The sequence below is a fragment of the Rhizobium indigoferae genome, from assembly GCF_034554815.1.
GTDB classification, from domain to species: domain Bacteria; phylum Pseudomonadota; class Alphaproteobacteria; order Rhizobiales; family Rhizobiaceae; genus Rhizobium; species Rhizobium leguminosarum.
Genome location: NZ_CP140635.1, coordinates 4,665,059 through 4,682,468 on the forward strand (window position 1 = coordinate 4,665,059; position 17,410 = coordinate 4,682,468).

General features: G+C 61.9%; 17 protein-coding genes. 8 read left to right on the top strand and 9 right to left on the bottom strand.

Annotation, left to right across the window (positions count from 1 at the left end; genetic code table 11):
- Together phnH and phnG are read right to left on the bottom strand one after the other, a co-directional pair.
- Complete coding sequence (gene phnH / locus U5G49_RS22820) at positions 1-609, bottom strand: phosphonate C-P lyase system protein PhnH (protein ID WP_193446471.1); 609 nt, start codon at positions 607-609, stop codon at positions 1-3.
- The gene (gene phnG / locus U5G49_RS22825; RefSeq protein ID WP_193446470.1) at positions 609-1,085 is read right to left on the bottom strand and encodes a phosphonate C-P lyase system protein PhnG; all 477 of its coding nucleotides are present in this window, start codon (positions 1,083-1,085) and stop codon (positions 609-611) included. Before phnG ends, phnH begins: the two co-directional genes overlap by 1 nt.
- Before the next feature lie 224 nt (positions 1,086-1,309).
- Between phnG and phnF the strand changes: the two genes are divergently transcribed.
- A complete protein-coding gene (phnF, locus tag U5G49_RS22830) occupies positions 1,310-2,047 on the top strand; it encodes a phosphonate metabolism transcriptional regulator PhnF (protein WP_193446521.1) in 738 nt (245 codons plus the stop codon).
- Between the two features lie 39 nt (positions 2,048-2,086).
- Here phnF and U5G49_RS22835 read toward each other — a convergent pair whose 3' ends face one another.
- From U5G49_RS22835 to mepA, 6 genes are all read right to left on the bottom strand, one after another.
- The gene (locus U5G49_RS22835) at positions 2,087-2,722 is read right to left on the bottom strand and encodes a 2,3-bisphosphoglycerate-dependent phosphoglycerate mutase (protein WP_028731826.1); all 636 of its coding nucleotides are present in this window, start codon (positions 2,720-2,722) and stop codon (positions 2,087-2,089) included.
- Between the two features lie 21 nt (positions 2,723-2,743).
- Positions 2,744-3,568, bottom strand: coding sequence for a 4-hydroxy-tetrahydrodipicolinate reductase (gene dapB, locus U5G49_RS22840; protein WP_193446469.1), 825 nt, complete (start codon positions 3,566-3,568; stop codon positions 2,744-2,746).
- A gap of 15 nt (positions 3,569-3,583) precedes the next feature.
- A complete protein-coding gene (locus tag U5G49_RS22845) occupies positions 3,584-5,371 on the bottom strand; it encodes an ABC transporter ATP-binding protein (protein ID WP_193446468.1) in 1,788 nt (595 codons plus the stop codon).
- A gap of 147 nt (positions 5,372-5,518) precedes the next feature.
- Positions 5,519-6,544 (bottom strand): glucokinase, encoded by a 1,026-nt coding sequence (locus U5G49_RS22850; protein WP_193446467.1) that lies wholly within the window; start codon positions 6,542-6,544, stop codon positions 5,519-5,521.
- 17 nt (positions 6,545-6,561) lie between these two features.
- The gene (locus tag U5G49_RS22855) at positions 6,562-6,942 is read right to left on the bottom strand and encodes a methylglyoxal synthase (RefSeq protein WP_003583482.1); all 381 of its coding nucleotides are present in this window, start codon (positions 6,940-6,942) and stop codon (positions 6,562-6,564) included.
- Positions 6,943-7,030: 88 nt separating this feature from the next.
- Positions 7,031-8,107, bottom strand: coding sequence for a penicillin-insensitive murein endopeptidase (gene mepA, locus U5G49_RS22860; protein ID WP_193446466.1), 1,077 nt, complete (start codon positions 8,105-8,107; stop codon positions 7,031-7,033).
- A 265-nt stretch (positions 8,108-8,372) separates the two neighbouring features.
- Here mepA and U5G49_RS22865 point away from each other — a divergent pair, with 265 nt between their 5' ends.
- From U5G49_RS22865 to pncB, 7 genes are all read left to right on the top strand, one after another.
- Positions 8,373-10,205 (top strand): extracellular solute-binding protein, encoded by a 1,833-nt coding sequence (locus U5G49_RS22865; protein ID WP_130718552.1) that lies wholly within the window; start codon positions 8,373-8,375, stop codon positions 10,203-10,205.
- Between the two features lie 150 nt (positions 10,206-10,355).
- A complete protein-coding gene (locus U5G49_RS22870; protein ID WP_018244316.1) occupies positions 10,356-11,444 on the top strand; it encodes a microcin C ABC transporter permease YejB in 1,089 nt (362 codons plus the stop codon).
- Positions 11,444-12,592 carry an ABC transporter permease gene (locus U5G49_RS22875; protein ID WP_018447985.1) on the top strand — a complete coding sequence of 383 codons (1,149 nt, stop codon included), beginning with the start codon at positions 11,444-11,446 and terminating at the stop codon, positions 12,590-12,592. Before U5G49_RS22870 ends, U5G49_RS22875 begins: the two co-directional genes overlap by 1 nt.
- Positions 12,589-14,226 (top strand): ABC transporter ATP-binding protein, encoded by a 1,638-nt coding sequence (locus U5G49_RS22880; protein WP_193446465.1) that lies wholly within the window; start codon positions 12,589-12,591, stop codon positions 14,224-14,226. Before U5G49_RS22875 ends, U5G49_RS22880 begins: the two co-directional genes overlap by 4 nt.
- Before the next feature lie 8 nt (positions 14,227-14,234).
- The gene (locus tag U5G49_RS22885; protein WP_168318910.1) at positions 14,235-15,194 is read left to right on the top strand and encodes a 2-hydroxyacid dehydrogenase; all 960 of its coding nucleotides are present in this window, start codon (positions 14,235-14,237) and stop codon (positions 15,192-15,194) included.
- Between the two features lie 87 nt (positions 15,195-15,281).
- Entirely contained in the window at positions 15,282-15,629 is a 348-nt protein-coding gene (locus tag U5G49_RS22890; RefSeq protein ID WP_026230918.1) for a hypothetical protein, read from the top strand.
- Positions 15,630-15,816: 187 nt separating this feature from the next.
- A complete protein-coding gene (pncB, locus tag U5G49_RS22895; protein WP_011650004.1) occupies positions 15,817-17,121 on the top strand; it encodes a nicotinate phosphoribosyltransferase in 1,305 nt (434 codons plus the stop codon).
- Here pncB and U5G49_RS22900 read toward each other — a convergent pair.
- Positions 17,103-17,342: a CrpP-related protein gene (locus U5G49_RS22900; RefSeq protein WP_018244322.1), complete on the bottom strand. Its 240-nt coding sequence runs from the start codon at positions 17,340-17,342 to the stop codon at positions 17,103-17,105. The genes pncB and U5G49_RS22900 overlap by 19 nt on opposite strands.
- Positions 17,343-17,410: the final 68 nt, after the last annotated feature.

The following is a 17,410-nucleotide window of genomic DNA, read 5'->3' on the forward strand; positions in this document are numbered from 1 at the left end:
TCAGATCTCCGTTGCTGTGATCTTGGTGGTGCGCGGCAGGCAGAGGAAACGCTTGCCCGCCGTCAGCACGATGTCGACGCCGCGCGGAAAGAGCGCACGGTTCTCGGTCCAGAGCCGCAGGAAGGTCTCCGGCAGGCCGATGGGCGCGATCTCCGTCACGCTCTGGATGCCCGGACCCATCAGGGCCAGCCTGCGGCCGCCCTCGAGTTCGGCGAGTTCGATGACAACGGTCGTCGAGCGGTCGGGATATTCCTGCGTGCCTGATGCAAAGAGGCCGAAGGAGGAAAGTGCGGTGCCGGCCTCGGTGAAGGCAAAACGCGCCTCGGCCTTTTCGGTGGTCAACGGCGCGCCGGTATGGAAGCCGAGCCATTCCGGCACGGCGGATCTCGCCAGTCCCTGGGAAAGCCAGACGGGTGTGTCGTGGTCGCAAAGCGTCAGCGCGATCGTGCCGGCGGCGATGCCGAGCGGTGCCGGCGGAGCGACATCGGGCTGAACGGTCTGGATCGTGCCGGGGCGGGCCATGCCGTCCATCAGCATCTTGAAGACGCTCTGGGCATGGAAGACCGGCTCGGCAAAGCCGCCGGTCAGAGCTTCTGTCTTCAGGCCCATCAGTTGTCTCCCCGCACCATGGTGAAGAAATCGACGCGTGTCGCCGCCGTCTCGTCCGTCTTGCGGCGTTCGGCATCGGCGATCCGTTCGGCGATCGGCAAAAGCAGTGCCTGTTCGACAAAATCCTTCGTCGCGTCCTCCTGCCAGAGCGCGTCGAAGATCGCCGCAAGCTGGGCCTTCTCGCGGTCGGTGCCGAGCGCCTGCGCATGGCCGACCGAGCCGGAGTCGAGCCGGACGGTGGCCCGCGTCACGGTCACTTCGCCCAGATTGAAGGGAGCGCCGCCGCCGCCGATGCGTCCGCGCACCATCACCAGCCCGGTCTCCGGTCCGCGCACCTGATGGGCCACAGGCTTTTGCGGCAGCGCATCGAAGACCGCTGTGAGTTCGCTGCGTTCCGCACGCGCCAGCAGATCGGCGGCGCGTTTCCGCCCAGATGCCGTCTGTGACGCAGCGTCTTTCCTGTCCGCTGGTATCATCGCCGCTTCCCTTAAAATGTCTATTGATATAGACAACCATACAAGATACATTTAGCTCTAAATCGATGTCGTGACAAGCGTGTGACATCTACAGCGCCGCGCGTCTTTTCAGACGCGCAAAGGACGCTGTAGCACTTTGAATTGCTGCATAATTCGATCCTGAAATCGGGATCGTTTTCAGGATCGAATTATGCAGAAGGCGAGAAATGGCGGGCAGGGGTGGAATGGCGGGATTGAAGCAGGTGCAAAGGCAAACCGGCGTGGCGCTCTGGCGCCAGATCGCCGATCGGATTCGCGTGGCGATCAGCAACGGAGCCTATGACGAAACGGGCATGGTACCGCCGGAAACCATGTTGGCGGTGCAATTCGGCGTCAACCGGCATACGGTGCGCAGTGCGCTGGCGGCGCTGGCGCAGGAGGGGATCGTCCGTGCGGTACAAGGTCGCGGCACGCTGATCGAACGCAAGGAGCGGCTGAATTTCCCGATCACAAGGCGCACGCGCTTTACCGCCGGCATTGGCGATCAGGCGCGTGAAATGCGCGGCCTTCTGCTCGATGAGGCGAAAGAGGAAGCGAATGCAGAGGTCGCCCGCTGGCTGGGCCTGAAGCAGGGTGAGCCAGTGATCCGCCTGGAAACATTGCGCCAGGCGGACAAGCGGCCGGTTTCAAGGGCGACGAGCTGGTTTCCGGCCGAACGCTTCGCCGGTATCGGCGAGGCGTACCGGGCGGGGGAATCGATCACCAAGGCTTTCGCCGAACTCGGCCTGCCGGATTATGTCCGGGCGACGACCGAGGTGACGGCCGCTCATGCGAGCGCAGCCGATATGGCCGATCTCGAACTCACTCCCGGTGCCATCCTTCTGATCGCCAAGGCAATGAATACCGATCTCGACGGCGTGCCGGTGCAATATTCGATCAGCCGTTTCGCGGCCGACCGGGTGCAGTTCACCATCGAGAACTGAGCGCCTTTCCCCGCCGAAGCGGGGAAAGATCAGCTGAGATCAATGCGCGCCAGACATGTCGCCGAGCACTTCCTTTGAAGCGACGGTGGAATCCGCCTTCAGCTTGTAGACCATCGGCACGCCGGTCGCGAGGTTGAGGGCGAGCACGCCTTCTTTGTTCAGCTTGTCGAGCACCATCACCAGCGAGCGCAGCGAATTGCCGTGTGCGGCCACCAGCACCTTCTCGCCCCTGAGCACGCGCGGCAGGATCTCGGTGAGGTAGTAGGGCCAGACGCGGGCGCCGGTGTCGCGCAGGCTTTCGCCGCCGGGAGGCGGCACGTCATAGGAACGGCGCCAGATGTGCACCTGTTCTTCGCCCCATTTGGCGCGGGCATCGTCCTTGTTGAGGCCGGAGAGATCGCCATAGTCGCGCTCGTTCAGCGCCTGGTCGCGGATCGTCTGGAGATCGGGCTGGCCGACCTTGTCGAGGATGAGTTTCAGCGTGTGCTGCGCACGCACCAGCACCGAGGTGTAGGCGACGTCGAATTTGATCCCGTATTCGGCAAGCGCCGTACCGCCGGCATTGGCTTCCTGGATGCCGAGCTCGGTCAGATCGGGATCCTTCCAGCCGGTGAAGAGATTCTTCAGGTTCCAGTCACTCTGGCCGTGGCGAACGAGGACGAGGGTACCGCTCATGAATATGCCTCCGTAGTATCGTTATGAGGAAGAAAGCCCGAGCACGTCGAGCATGGAATAGAGACCCGGCTTCTTGTCGCGCGCCCAGAGCGCCGCCTTGATGGCGCCGCGCGCAAAGATCGAGCGGTCGGCCGCGCTGTGCGACAAGGTGACGATTTCGCCTTCTCCCGCGAAAAGCACGGAATGCTCGCCGATGACGGAGCCGCCGCGCAGCGTCGCAAAACCGATGGTGCCGGCTTCACGGGCGCCGGTATGGCCGTCGCGCACCCGGACCGACTTCGAGGCCAGATCGATGCCGCGCCCCTTTGCCGCGGCCTCGCCGAAGAGAAGGGCGGTGCCGGAAGGCGCATCCACCTTGTGCTTGTGGTGCATTTCCAGGATCTCGATATCCCAGTCATCAGGATCAAGCGCACGCGCTGCCTGCTCTGCGAGCACGCTGAGCAGATTGACCCCGAGGCTCATATTGCCTGATTTGACGATGCGGGCATGGCGGGCTGCCGCGGCGATCCTGGCGTTGTCATCGGGTAAACAGCCCGTCGTTCCAACGACATGGACGATGCGAGCCTGCGCGGCGAGGCCTGAGAATTCCACTGTTGCAGCGGGCGAGGTGAAGTCGAGCACGCCTTCGGCATCGAGAAAGGCGTTGAGCGGATCGTCGCCGATGATGACGCCGGTCGGGCCGAGACCGGCGATCTCGCCGGCATCCTTGCCGACGAAGGGCGAACCGGTGCGCTCGACCGCGGCATGCAGCGTCACGCCGTCGATGGAATGGATGAGCCGGATCAGCGTCTGCCCCATGCGTCCTGCTGCGCCAACCACCACCAGTTTCATCGCAGCATCGCTCATGTCAGTCTCACCAGGTCAGTATGAATCGGAGGCCGAGGGCCTCTGCAGGTTGTTGAGGCGAGCGTAAAGACCGTCGCTGACCTTCGCAAGCGTCTCGTGATTGCCTTCCTCGACGACGCGGCCCTGCTGCATGACGACGATCTTGTCGGCGCGCACCACGGTCGAGAGCCGATGGGCGATGACGACGACGGTGCGTCCGGTCATCGCTTCGTCGAGCGCCTTCTGCACGGCGGCTTCGGATTCGGTGTCGAGGGCGGAGGTCGCCTCGTCGAGAAGCAGGATCGGCGCGTTGCGCACCAGGGCGCGTGCGATCGACAGGCGCTGGCGCTGGCCGCCCGAAAGCGTCACGCCGTTTTCGCCGACCGGCGTCTCGTAACCCTGCGGCTGTGCCGAGATGAAATCATGCGCATAGGCAAGCCTGGCCGCCTCTTCCACTTCGGCATCGGTCGCCTCCGGCCGGCCGTAGCGGATATTGTCGCGGATCGTGCCCTCGAACAGGTAGGGTTGCTGCGAGACATAGGCGAGTTGCTGGCGCAGCGACTTCTTGGTGATGTGGGCGATGTCCTGCCCGTCGATCAGAATTTCGCCTTCGCGCGGATCGTAGAAACGCGGAATGAGGCTGATGACGGTGGATTTGCCGGCACCCGAGGGACCGACCAGTGCGGTGGTCGACCCGCCCTCGGCGATGAAGCTCACGCCGCTGAGCACGCTTTCGTTGCCATAGGCGAAGGAAACGTTGCGGAATTCGATCCTCGCCTGCGTCACGGTCAGCGGCCCGGCATCTGGCAGGTCGCGCTGGCGCGGCTCCATGTCGAGCAACTCGTAGATCATCCGCGCATTGACGACGGCGCGCTCCATCTGCACCTGCAGGCGGGCAAGCCGTCGAGCCGGGTCATAGGCAAGCAGCAGCGCCGTGACGAAGGAGAAAAAGGCGCCGGGTGGCACATTAAAGTAGATCGAGCGGTAGGCGGCATAGGCAAGCACGCTGGCGACGGCAAAGCCCGCGAAACTTTCCGTCAGCGGAGAGGTGCGTTCGGAAAGCCGGGCAATCCGGTTCGCCCGGCTTTCGGCGCCCTTGATGAGTTTGTTGACCTTGCGCTCCAGTTCTTCTTCCATCGTGAAGGCCTTCACGATGGCGATTCCCTGGATCGTCTCCTGCATGGCGCCGAGGACATGGCTGTTCAGATGCACGGCCTCGCGGGTCGCCGAGCGCAGCCGCTTCGAAACATAGCGCAGCGCGTAAAGCAGCGGCGGCGCCATGATGAACACGGCAAGGCTGAGCAGCGGATCCTGCAGGATCATCACGGCGAGCAGCGAAACGAAGGTCAGCAGATCGCGTACCGTCGAGGTGATCGTCAGGTTGAGCACGTCGCGGATGCCGCTGACGTTCTGGCTCACCTGCGCGGCGATATGGGCCGAGCGCGCCTCGCTGAAGAAGCCGACCGAAAGCGTCATCAGATGCGCATAGAGCCGGCGCTGGTAGCGGGCGACGATATCGTTGCCGACCCTGGAAAGCGCCACCGCCTGGCCGTAGCTCGCAAAACCGCGTAGCACGAAGGCGATGAAGATCGAAAGACAGATGATCCAGACGACGTCGGCGCGCCGATTGGCGAAGGCCTCGTCGATGATCGCCCGCATGATCCAGGCGGTAAACGCCGTCGAAAGCGCCACCACGATGAGGCAGGCAATCGCAAAGACATAGCCCCAGAGATGGTCTCGGCCGTTTTCAGCGATGATGCGCTTCAGGATACCGGTTACGGTATCGCTGCTGACGCTCTGCGTTCTGCTTTCCGCCGCTTCCAAATAGGATTTCCTGTCTCGGACCAAGCGCCTCGCGAGGGCGACACGCACTTTTGCCGGGGTCTATAAAGAGTTGGGACCGGTTTGGCTAGAGCGCCGCGCGTCCGGATAGGACGCGCCAGGGACGCTCCATTTACTTTGCGCGCCGGGCTAGCGCCGCCAGCGGCGGCCTTCCGTCGAGACGCCGAAATTCGCCGGCATGCGCGCATAGGAGGAAAGCCCGGCAAGCGCTGCTAAGGGATGCGTCACCACATAGGTCGGGATAGTCCGGAGCAATGCCGTATGCGGCGCCTTGTCCTCGAAGGCGATGCGGAATTCCGGCTTTTTCAGCGCCGGGATGATTTTCTGCGAGATGCCGCCGGAGAGATAGACGCCGCCGCGCGCCATGAACACCATCGCCATGTCGCCCGCCACGCGGCCGAGATAGGTGGCAAACAGCGAGACGGTCTCTATGGCCGCCTTGTCGCTGCCGGCAAGCGCGTGAGAGGTGATATCGGCGGGATCCTTCATCGTCGGCTGGATGCCGTCGACAATGCAGATGGCATGGTAGAGGTTGACAAGGCCGCGGCCGCAGAGGATCTGCTCGGCCGAAACACGGCCTTCGATCGTCTCTATATGCGGAAAGATATCATAGTCGCGCTTGCTGCGCGGTCCGAGATCGACATGGCCGCCTTCGCCGGGAACCGGGATCCAGCTATGCTGGGCATGCACGAGCCCGCCGACGCCGAGGCCGGTGCCAGGTCCGAGCACGACGCGGGAGGCGATCATGTCGCCGGTAGCGTCGCCGATGCGTTCGCGGTTTTCATCCGAAAGAGCGGCGATTGCCAGCGCCTGCGCCTCGAAATCGTTGACGACGAGCACGTCCTCCATGCCGAGGCCCTCGATCATCGTCTTTGGCCGCACCACCCAGTCGCAATTGGTCAGCGGGATCTCGTCGTCGTTGATCGGGCCGGCGACGGCGAGGATCGCCGAACGCGGCTGCACGGCCGTCTTGTCGAGCACGCCTTTCTGGATCGCTTCGTCGATCGTGGCGAAATCCGCCGTGCGCACGTTCGGAAACTGCTTCGGCTCGGCATAGGCATCAGTCAGGATGGAGAAGCGGGCATTGGTGCCGCCGATATCGCCGATCAGGATCGGGAAAGGCAGCGGAGCGGTGCTGTTGTTCGGTTTTGGCATGGCCGGTTCCGTGCTGATCAGGCTTCGAGTGTGGGAAGAAGTTTTATAGCGGTCGCGTGGTTGAGCGCCATCGGAATATCATAGACGATCGCCAGCCGCATCAATGCCTTCACGTCGACATCGTGCGGCATTGGCGTCAAGGGGTCGACGAAGAAGATCAGGGCGTCGACCTCGCCGGTCGAAATCAGCGCGCCGATCTGCTGGTCGCCGCCGAGCGGCCCGCTTTTCAGCCTGGTGACGTCGAGATCGGGGGCGGCGTCGAGCACGCGTCCACCTGTCGTGCCGGTGGCGACGATCTTCCAGCGGGAGAGAATGTCCCTGTTGGCGCGGGCGAAATCCGCCATGTCATCCTTCTTCTGGTCATGCGCAATCAATGCAAGGCATTTGCCGCCGGCCATAAACCCCTCCGCCCGAGCAATTCAATCGATTTGATGGCTTCTATACCAAGAGTTTGCGATTTGAAAGACAACGCACCCCGGGCCTTACTCATTGTATCGCCGGCTTGTCGTTCGGAACCGGGCCGACATCGGGCAAAGCGCCGTCGGCGTCGGCGGCAGGTGCTGCTGCCGGCGCGGTGGTGAGCGCGCTTGCGGCGGAAGGTCCGCCATAGGTCGCAGCCTGCATCGAGGCGACGGAAGCAGCATCGAGCACGGCGGCACACGCCTTGGGCAGATCGGAAACCATCATCTCGCGCGGCGGCTTCGGCGGCTTGGCGCCGGGCTTCGGCGGCTTCGGCGGTGCCCAGGGCGCCGGCGTGAACCACCAGGCGAGCGACTTGTCACAGCCGTCGCCGGCGGCGACAGAGGCCTGCGGTGTGCAGCCCGCAGCACCGGGCGGGCACTTGATGCGGATGTGGAAATGCGAGTCATGGCCGTATTCCGGCCGGAGCTTGCCAAGATTGGTGCGGTCGCCCGTCCAGGTGTCGCACATCTTCTTCTTGATCGCCGGATTGACGAAAATACGCTCGACCTCGGGATAGCTTGCCGCCAGCATCAGCAGCCGCGCCCGCGATTGCGTCCATACCTTGGGGTCGACGGTCAGGAACTTGTCCTTTTGCAGCATGGTGGTGAAGGGTAGATTCTCGCGCTCCTCGGCCGTCATGCGGCGCCCGGGCATCGGCGTAAACCAGACGTCGGCATCGAGGCCAATCTGATGCGAGGCATGACCGTTGAACATCGGCCCGCCGCGCGGTTGCGCAATGTCGCCGACGAGAATGCCCGGCCACCCGGCATATTTGACCCCATCCTGCGAAAGACGTTCGAGTAGCGCGATCATCGCCGGATTGCCCCAGCGGCGATTGCGCGAAAGCCGCATCGCCTCCCAGGTCGGCCCGTCGGTCGGCAGCGCCACCGCACCCGTCATGCAGCCCTTCGCGTAAAAGCCGATCGGCTGCGCCGGTCCCTGCGTCGGCAGGCTGACGGCGCCGAACTGCCCCTTGGCGCTGCCCGGGCTCGGCGTCTTCTGCTCCGCGCCGACGTCGCCGGCGGCAAGGCTTGCGCCGATTGCGCCGGCAAGCGTCAGTTTGCTGATTGTCCTGAAAGCCTGAGCGAAGCCGAAAGCCATACTGTTCCCTTGAGCCGCTGCCGAAGTGATTTGCGATCGAATCTATCGTGAAAAGCGATTTTGGTGAATCAATGTTTTGGCCAGCCGCCATCGAGGGAGGCGGTGACGGATCGCCGCATGCTGTGAAGGCGGCCCGAGGAGGCGACACTCCGACACGGACCCGATGCTCGAAATTTCGCGCGCCCGGCAAAAACCAAACTCTCTCCTGTTTTTCGCCCGTATTTTTCGTATTGTCGAACCCATCAATAATCAGGGGAAAGCGTGAATGGCGGTTCTGTGGTCGAAGATCGGTTTGTTTCTGTCGCTTGCGGGTGCCCTGGCGCCGATGCCGGCAACGGGTCAGGACCAGCCCTTTCAGATCGGAAGCTCGGTCATCAGCGAGATGAAGTACAAGCCGGGCTTTACGCATTTCGACTACGTCAATCCCGATGCACCGAAAGGCGGAGACCTGCGCCTCTCCGCAAGCGGCGCCTTCGACACCTTCAACCCATTGCTTGCCAAAGGTCAGGCGGCGGTGGGCTTGACGCTCGTTTACGACACGCTGATGAAGCCCGCCGACGACGAGCTCCTCGTCTCCTACGGTCTGCTTGCCGAGGGACTGTCTTTTCCCGCAGACGTATCGAGCGCGACTTTCCGCCTGCGCAAGGAAGCGAAATGGGCGGATGGTCAGCCGGTAATACCCGAGGACGTCATCTTCAGTCTGGATAAGACGAAGGAATTAAACCCCCTCACGGCGAACTATTACCGCCACGTGGTGAAAGCCGAAAAGACCGGCGATCGCGACGTCACCTTCACCTTCGACGAAAAGAACAACCGGGAGCTCCCGAATATTCTCGGCCAGTTGGTGGTCGTGCCGAAACATTGGTGGGAGGGGCAGGGACCGGACGGCAAGCCACGCGATATCTCAAAGACGACGCTCGAGCCCGTGATGGGTTCGGGACCTTACAAGATTGCTTCCTTCTCGCCCGGCGCGACAATCCGCTATGAATTACGTGACGACTATTGGGGCAAGGACCTCAATGTAAATGTCGGCCAGAACAATTTCCGCAACATCATCTACACCTATTTCGGTGATCGGGATGTCGAGTTCGAAGCGTTTCGCGCTGGTAATAGTGACTACTGGCAGGAGACAACGGCTGCCCGGTGGGCGACAGGGTATGATTTTCCCGCGGTGAAGGAAGGACGCGTCAAGAAGGAAGAGGTTGCTAACCCGCTACGCGCCACCGGTATCCTACAAGCGCTGGTGCCCAACATGCGTCGTGACCTGTTTAAGGACGAGCGAATTCGCGAGGCCCTGAACTACGGCTTCGATTTCGAAGAGTTGAATCGCACCGTTGCCTTTAACAGTTACAAACGCATCGACAGTTATTTCTGGAATACCGAGCTCGCCTCCTCCGGCCTTCCACAGGGTAGAGAACTGGAAATTCTGCTGGGCATGAAGGATAAGGTTCCGCCCGAAGTCTTCACGACGCCCTATACCAACCCTGTCGGCGGCGATCCGCAGAAGAGTCGCGACAACCTCCGCAAGGCGATTGCACTTCTGAAAGAAGCCGGCTGGGAGCTCAAGGGCAACCGGATGGTCAATACCAAGACTGGCCAGCCGATGAGTTTCGAGATCCTGTTGTCGAGCCCCATGCTGGAGCGCTGGGCGGTGCCATATGCAAACAATCTCAGGAAAATCGGTATCGATGCGCGGGTGCGAACAGTCGACGCCTCGCAAGCTGTCAATCGCGAGCGCAGCTTCGACTTCGATATGATCTGGAATGTCTGGGCGGAGACCATGAATCCGGGCAACGAACAAGCCGACTATTGGGGATCCGGTTCCGTCAACCAACAGGGTTCTCGCAATTATGCCGGCATAGCCAACCCCGCCGTTGATGAGCTCATTCGCATGATCATCTTCGCGCCGAACCGCGATGAACAGGTCGCAGCGATCAAGGCGATGGACCGGGTCTTGCTTGCAAATCACTACGTCATCCCGCTGTTCTACCGTGATACCTATAACATCACCTATTGGAACACGGTCACGCATCCGGCCGAGTTTCCGGCGTACAGCCTTGGCTTCCCTGATGCCTGGTGGTCCACCTCGGCAAAATGAGCGGGCTTGCAATGCAGGGGCCCTCGGCTCCAAATGGCGCGAGCGAATCACGACAAGCCGGCAGGGCCGGCAAGGGAAGGCTGGCGGATTGAGCGGCATGAGACTGGACGGCAGGCAGACAAGAAGAACATTCCCGGAGGCTGAAGGCTGATGGGCGCCTATATCCTTCGCCGCCTGCTTCTGATGATCCCGACCATCGTCGGCATTATGGCGATTTCCTTCACCGTCATTCAGTTCGCCCCCGGCGGTCCTGTCGAGCAGGTGATCGCCCAATTGACCGGTCAGGCCGACAGTGCCGACCAGCGCCTGTCCGGCGGCGGCGATCTCCTCAGCGGCGGCGGCAGCGACGAAGGCTCGAAATATCGCGGTGCCCAGGGGCTCGATCCGGAACTGATCGCCAAGCTTGAAAAGCAATTCGGCTTCGACAAGCCGCCACTGACGCGTTTCGGCGAGATGATGTGGAATTACATCCGCTTCGATTTCGGCGAGAGTTTCTTCCGCAACACCTCCGTGCTCGAACTCGTCAAAGAAAAGCTGCCGGTGTCGATCTCGCTCGGCATCTGGATCCTGATCTTCTCCTATGCCATCTCCATCCCGCTCGGCATCCGCAAAGCGATCAAGGATGGATCGACCTTCGATGTCTGGACGTCGGGCGTCATCGTCGTCGGCTATGCTGTCCCGAGCTTCCTCTTCGGCATTCTCCTGATCGTGCTGTTTGCTGGCGGCTCCTTCTACGACTGGTTTCCGCTGCGCGGCCTGGTCTCCGACAATTTCGACCAGCTGGCCTGGTGGCAGAAGCCGCTCGACTATTTCTGGCACCTCACCTTGCCGCTGATCTCGCTTTCCCTGTCGGCCTTTGCGACGACGACGCTTTTGACCAAGAATTCCTTCATCGAGGAGATCAAGAAGCAATATGTCGTCACCGCCCGCGCCAAGGGCCTGAACCAGCGGCAGGTGCTCTATGGCCATGTCTTTCGCAACGCCATGCTGATCATCATTGCCGGTTTTCCCGGCGCCTTTATTTCCGCTTTCTTCACCGGCTCGCTGCTGATCGAAAACATCTTCTCGCTGGATGGCCTCGGCCGTCTCGGCTATCTCTCGGTCATCAACCGGGATTACCCGATCGTCTTCGCCACGCTCTACATCTTCTCGCTGCTCGGCCTCGTCGTCAGCCTGGTTTCCGACCTGATCTACACCTGGATCGATCCGCGCATCGATTTCGAGCGGAGGGATGTCTGATGGACGCCGCCGCAAATCCTGCCGTCGCAACACCCGTCAAGCCGCCGCGCAAGGGCCTGCTCTCGCCGACCAATATCCGCCGCTGGCATAATTTCCGGGCGAACGGCCGCGGTTACTGGTCGCTGTGGTTGTTCATGCTGCTGTTCGTCCTCAGCCTGTTTGCCGAGTTCATCGCCAACGACCGGCCGATCATCGCCTCCTACAAGGGCGAGGTCCTGTTTCCGGTCCTCATCGACTATCCCGAGGAGAAATTCGGCGGCTTCCTGGCCGAAACCGACTATCGTTCCTCGGTCATTGCCGACGAGATCAATGCCAATGGCTGGATGATCTGGCCGCCGATCCGCTATTCCTACCGCTCGGTCAATTCCAACATTCCGCATTCGGCGCCCACGGCCCCCTTCTGGCTGATGACGAAGGAGGAGCGCTGTGCCGGCTACCCGCAAGGGGTGAACGATCCGGATTGCACCCTCGGCAATCTCAACTGGCTCGGCACTGACGACCAGGCGCGCGACGTGCTGGCGCGCGTCATCTACGGCTTCCGCATATCGGTGCTCTTCGGCCTGGTGCTGACCATTTGCTCGGCGATCATCGGCGTGACGGCAGGTGCTGTGCAGGGTTATTTTGGCGGCTGGACCGATCTGCTGTTACAGCGCTTTATCGAGATCTGGTCGTCGATGCCGGTGCTCTACATCCTGCTGATCATCGCCGCACTCCTGCCGCCCGGTTTCTTCGTGCTGCTCGGCATCATGCTGCTCTTCTCCTGGGTCGGCTTCGTCGGCATCGTGCGCGCCGAATTCCTGCGCGCCCGCAATTTCGAATATGTCCGCGCCGCCCGCGCGCTTGGCGTCAACAATCGCACCATCATGTGGCGCCATCTGCTGCCGAACGCCATGGTCGCGACGCTGACCTTCTTGCCCTTCATCCTCTCTGGCTCGATCACCACGCTGACGTCGCTCGATTTCCTCGGCTTCGGCATGCCGCCGGGCTCCCCCTCGCTCGGCGAGATGATCGCGCAGGGCAAGACCAATTTGCAGGCGCCATGGCTCGGGCTGACGGCCTTCTTTGCCATGTCGATCATGCTTTCCCTGCTGATCTTCATCGGCGAAGCCGTGCGCGATGCCTTCGATCCGAGGAAGACGTTTCAATGAGTGATATGCCAGAACCGCTGCTTTCCGTCCGCGATCTCTCGGTTGCCTTTCATCAGGGCGGCGAGACCTCGCTCGCCGTCGATCATATCTCCTTCGATATCGCTAAAGGCGAAGTCGTGGCGCTCGTCGGCGAGTCCGGCTCCGGCAAGTCGGTCTCGGCCAACTCGATTCTGCGGCTTTTGCCTTATCCGTCCGCAAGCCATCCCTCGGGCGAAATCCTCTTCAAGGGCAAGGACCTCCTGAAGGAGTCGGAGCGGGCACTGCGGGAAGTGCGCGGCAACGACATCACCATGATCTTCCAGGAGCCGATGACCTCGCTCAATCCGCTTCATACGATCGAGAAGCAGATCGCCGAGATCCTGGCCTTGCACCAGGGCCTCACCGGCCAGCCGGCGCGCCAGCGCGTTCTGGAATTGCTGAACCAGGTCGGTATCCGCGAGCCGGAGAAGCGATTGAAGGCCTATCCGCACGAACTGTCAGGCGGCCAGCGCCAGCGCGTCATGATCGCCATGGCGCTCGCCAACCGGCCGGAATTGCTGATCGCCGACGAGCCGACCACCGCCCTCGACGTCACCGTGCAGGCGCAGATCCTCGAATTGCTCCGGCAGTTGAAGGCCGTCCACGGCATGTCGATGCTGTTCATCACCCATGATCTCGGCATCGTGCGCAAATTCGCCGATCGCGTCTGCGTCATGACCAAGGGCAAGATCGTCGAAACCGGCACGGTCGAGGACGTCTTCGCCAATCCGAAGCATGAATATACCCGGCACCTTCTCGCCTCCGAGCCGCGGGGCGAACCACCGCTGGCCGATCCCTCGAAACCGATGGTGATGGAAGGGTCGGATATCCGTGTCTGGTTCCCGATCAAATCAGGGCTGATGCGCCGCGTCGTCGATCACGTCAAGGCGGTCGACGGTATCGACCTTTCGCTGCGCGCCGGCCAGACGCTCGGCGTCGTCGGCGAGTCCGGCTCCGGCAAGACCACGCTCGGCCTGGCGCTCACCCGGCTGATTTCCTCAGAAGGACGGATCGCCTTCGTCGGCAAGGATATAGCCGGCTATTCGTTCAGTGAGATGCGGCCGCTGCGCAACCAGCTGCAGGTCGTCTTCCAGGATCCCTACGGATCGCTCAGCCCGCGCATGTCGGTCGGCGATATCGTCGCCGAAGGGCTGAAGGTGCATGAGCGCTCCCTGACATCAGAAGAACGCGACCAGCGCGTCTGCTGGGCGCTGGAGGAGGTGGGTCTGGATCCCCTGACCCGCTGGCGTTATCCGCACGAATTCTCCGGCGGCCAGCGCCAGCGCATCGCCATCGCCCGGGCCATGGTGCTGAAACCGCGCTTCGTCATGCTCGACGAGCCGACCTCCGCGCTCGACATGAGCGTCCAGGCTCAGGTGGTCGATCTCCTTCGCGATCTGCAGAAGAAGCACGACCTCGCCTATCTCTTCATCAGCCACGATCTGAAGGTGGTGAAGGCGCTCGCCAACGACGTCATCGTCATGCGGTTCGGCAAGGTGGTGGAGCAGGGACCATCCTCGGAAATCTTCCGCGCGCCGAAGAATGATTACACCAGGGCGCTGATGGCGGCCGCTTTCAACATCGAGGCGGTGCCGACGCTCGCCGTGCAGCAGTAAAGAAGATCATGTCCGCCCGTCCTCCCGTTCTCGTCGATATCAAGTTCAATCCCGAAGGCGTCGCCCGCGTGCTGAAGACGGCGTTTGCCGACCGGGGCAGCATCAATCTCGCCGATCCGGGCCATCAGGCCCGCGATCTCCGCGCGGTCGAATACGCGCTTCTCTGGAAACCGGATGCCGACCTTTTCGCGCGGGCGCCGAACCTCAAGGTAATCTTTTCGGGAGGCGCCGGCGTCGACCACATCATCGGCATGGCCGGCCTGCCCGAGATCCCGATCGTTCGCTTCGTCGATCGCAGCCTGACGACCCGCATGAGTGAATGGGTTGTCATGCAATGCCTGATGCATCTGCGCGGGCAATACGCCCATGACAACCACCAGCGGCAACGTGAATGGGCCAAGCTGATCGCGCCGGAGGCGGCTGAGGTGACGGTCGGCGTCATGGGCCTCGGCATTCTCGGGCAGGACGCGGTCGCCAAGCTGAGGGTGATGGGTTTTAACGTTATCGGCTGGTCGCGCAGCCGCAAACAGATCGACGGCGTCGAAACTTTCGATGCCAGCGAGTTGGACAACTTCCTCGCAAGGACCGACATCCTCGTCGGCCTGCTGCCGCTGACGCCTGAAACGTCAGGCTTCTATGACGCCGGGCTGTTTGCGAAGCTGCGCCGCAACGGCGCGCTTGGGCAAGCGGTCTTCATCAATGCCGGCCGCGGCAAGAGCCAGGTCGAGGCCGATATCGTTTCCGCCATCCGTGACGGCACCCTCGGCGGCGCATCCCTCGATGTCTTCGAGGCGGAGCCGCTTGCATCAGACAGCCCATTGTGGGACTTGCAGAACGTCTTCCTCACGCCGCACGACGCGGCGGTGTCCGAAGAAAATGCGCTGTTCCGTCATGTCGAGACGCAGATTGCCCGTTTCGAGCGCGGCGAGCCGCTGCAATTCGTGGTCGACCGCGCCGCCGGCTATTGAGCTTTCGGAACCTTCCAGACAGCCACCCGTTTCCTTTGCGGAAATTCTTGCGGCCGGCAAGGCCGGTTAAGACAGCGGAAGGAGACGATGATGGCGCATCAGACGGAAACACGCTGGGAAAAGTCCGATGGCAAGCTTCACAAGGAAGAGCTGATCCCGCCGGTGAAGGCAAGGCAGGGACGCACGGGTTATCGCATTCTGACCGTATTGATCGTCGCGCTGGTGCTTGCCTTCGTTGTTTGGATACCGGTCGAGATTTGGGGAAAGCGCGAAGCGAACGAGGTGGCGCCGCAGCAGCCAGGCCAGCAGCTTCAGTCGCAGCAGCCTGCTCCGCCCGCCGCGCCGGCGCTACAGAACGGCACTGCCGTTCCAACCGAAACGCCGAACACCACGCCGGCCGCTCCGAATGTGGCGCCCGCAACGCCGGCCCGATAATCGTGAGCAAAACCATGTTCACGTCCCGCCGTGACACTGCGGCGGGACGTTTATTGTTTTGTCTGGACTTTAGCCGCCGATTTTTCGATAAGAAGGCACACGAGCCGGTTTCGTGCGCTGGCCCGGAACTTGGCAATACCCGGGAATTTGGCAGCACCTGACCGGAGTGGACAGGGGCAGGAATTTCATGGCCAGGACTGATATCGCAAGACGCGTCTACAATCACGCCTGGAAACTCGATCCGATCATCCGCAGCCTGATCGATACCGACTTCTATAAGCTCCTGATGCTGCAGATGATCTGGAAGCTCTATCCTGACGTGAACGCGTCCTTCACCCTGATTAACCGCACCAAACGGGTGCGTCTCGCCGAGGAGCTCGATGAAGGCGAATTGCGCGAGCAGCTCGATCATGCCCGCACGCTGAGACTCTCCAAGAAGGAGATGATCTGGCTTGCGGGTAACAGCTTCTATGGTCGCGCCCAGATTTTCGAACCGGAATTCCTCGCCTGGCTTTCCAATTTCCAGTTGCCCGAATACGAGCTGTCGAAGAAGGACGGCCAATATGTGCTGGATTTCCACGGATCGTGGAAGGAAACCACCATGTGGGAAATCCCCGCGCTCGCCATCGTCAACGAGCTGCGGTCGCGCTCGGCGATGAAGGCGCTCGGTCCCTTCACCCTCGATGTGCTCTATGCCAGGGCCAAGGCGAAGATGTGGTCGAAGGTCGAGCGGCTGAAGGAATTGCCGGGCTTACGGATCTCCGATTTCGGCACCCGCCGCCGTCACAGTTTCCTCTGGCAGCGCTGGTGCGTCGAGGCACTGAAGGAAGGCATCGGGCCTGCTTTTGCCGGTACCAGCAACGTATTGCTGGCTATGGATTCCGATCTCGAGGCGGTCGGCACCAATGCTCACGAGCTGCCGATGGTGGCCGCCGCCCTTGCCGAAACCGACGAGCAGTTGCGCAACGCGCCCTACAAGATCCTGCGCGACTGGAACAAGCTCTATGGCGGCAACCTTCTGATCGTGCTGCCCGATGCCTTTGGCACCGCCGCCTTCCTGCGCGATGCGCCGGAATGGGTCGCCGACTGGACCGGTTTCCGCCCGGACAGTGCCCCGCCGATCGAAGGCGGCGAGAAGATTATCGACTGGTGGAAGAAGATGGGCCGCGATCCGCGCCAGAAGCTGCTGATCTTCTCTGACGGCCTCGATGTCGACGCCATCATCGATACCTACCGGCATTTTGAAGGCCGCGTGCGCATGAGCTTCGGCTGGGGCACCAACCTGACGAACGATTTTTCCGGCTGCGCGCCGATCGAGATCTCCGGCCTCAACCCGATCTCCGTCGTTTGCAAGGTCAGCGACGCCAACGGCCGGCCGGCGGTGAAGCTCTCCGACAATCCACAGAAGGCGACCGGCGAACCGGCCGAGGTCGAGCGCTACCTGAAATTCTTCGGCGCCGAGGACAGGATCGATCAGACCGTTCTGGTGTAGGTCTGGGCCAATGTGCCGCCATCCCGGGGCATATTGATGTGCCCCGCCATCGCATCCTCGATCGACCAACCGAAGCGCCAGGCGTCGAACATCGAGTACCATTCCTGAAAATCGGTGATCGGCAGGATATCCGGCTTCGACATCGGATTGTCGGCCAGACTGCGGCCACGCGCACGGTCCCGTGCGCCACGCTCCTGCATCTCAAGCAGATTCTCGAACATCATTACCCCCGTCTTTATCCCGATTTATGCAATCATGCTAATAAAGCATTGTCGAGTCCGGATGCGAC

What these genes read in the sequence shown, in the direction of transcription:
- pncB (WP_011650004.1), top strand. Translation starts at nt 15,817, where the DNA reads ATGGCCAGGACTGATATCGCAAGACGCGTCTACAATCACGCCTGGAAA.
- U5G49_RS22865 (WP_130718552.1), top strand. Translation starts at nt 8,373, where the DNA reads ATGGCGGTTCTGTGGTCGAAGATCGGTTTGTTTCTGTCGCTTGCGGGT.
- phnH (WP_193446471.1), bottom strand. Translation starts at nt 609, where the DNA reads ATGGGCCTGAAGACAGAAGCTCTGACCGGCGGCTTTGCCGAGCCGGTC.
- U5G49_RS22850 (WP_193446467.1), bottom strand. Translation starts at nt 6,544, where the DNA reads ATGCCAAAACCGAACAACAGCACCGCTCCGCTGCCTTTCCCGATCCTG.
- U5G49_RS22870 (WP_018244316.1), top strand. Translation starts at nt 10,356, where the DNA reads ATGGGCGCCTATATCCTTCGCCGCCTGCTTCTGATGATCCCGACCATC.
- mepA (WP_193446466.1), bottom strand. Translation starts at nt 8,107, where the DNA reads ATGGCTTTCGGCTTCGCTCAGGCTTTCAGGACAATCAGCAAACTGACG.
- U5G49_RS22900 (WP_018244322.1), bottom strand. Translation starts at nt 17,342, where the DNA reads ATGTTCGAGAATCTGCTTGAGATGCAGGAGCGTGGCGCACGGGACCGT.
- U5G49_RS22855 (WP_003583482.1), bottom strand. Translation starts at nt 6,942, where the DNA reads ATGGCCGGCGGCAAATGCCTTGCATTGATTGCGCATGACCAGAAGAAG.
- U5G49_RS22885 (WP_168318910.1), top strand. Translation starts at nt 14,235, where the DNA reads ATGTCCGCCCGTCCTCCCGTTCTCGTCGATATCAAGTTCAATCCCGAA.
- U5G49_RS22880 (WP_193446465.1), top strand. Translation starts at nt 12,589, where the DNA reads ATGAGTGATATGCCAGAACCGCTGCTTTCCGTCCGCGATCTCTCGGTT.
- phnF (WP_193446521.1), top strand. Translation starts at nt 1,310, where the DNA reads ATGGCGGGATTGAAGCAGGTGCAAAGGCAAACCGGCGTGGCGCTCTGG.
- U5G49_RS22835 (WP_028731826.1), bottom strand. Translation starts at nt 2,722, where the DNA reads ATGAGCGGTACCCTCGTCCTCGTTCGCCACGGCCAGAGTGACTGGAAC.
- phnG (WP_193446470.1), bottom strand. Translation starts at nt 1,085, where the DNA reads ATGATACCAGCGGACAGGAAAGACGCTGCGTCACAGACGGCATCTGGG.
- dapB (WP_193446469.1), bottom strand. Translation starts at nt 3,568, where the DNA reads ATGAGCGATGCTGCGATGAAACTGGTGGTGGTTGGCGCAGCAGGACGC.
- U5G49_RS22875 (WP_018447985.1), top strand. Translation starts at nt 11,444, where the DNA reads ATGGACGCCGCCGCAAATCCTGCCGTCGCAACACCCGTCAAGCCGCCG.
- U5G49_RS22890 (WP_026230918.1), top strand. Translation starts at nt 15,282, where the DNA reads ATGATGGCGCATCAGACGGAAACACGCTGGGAAAAGTCCGATGGCAAG.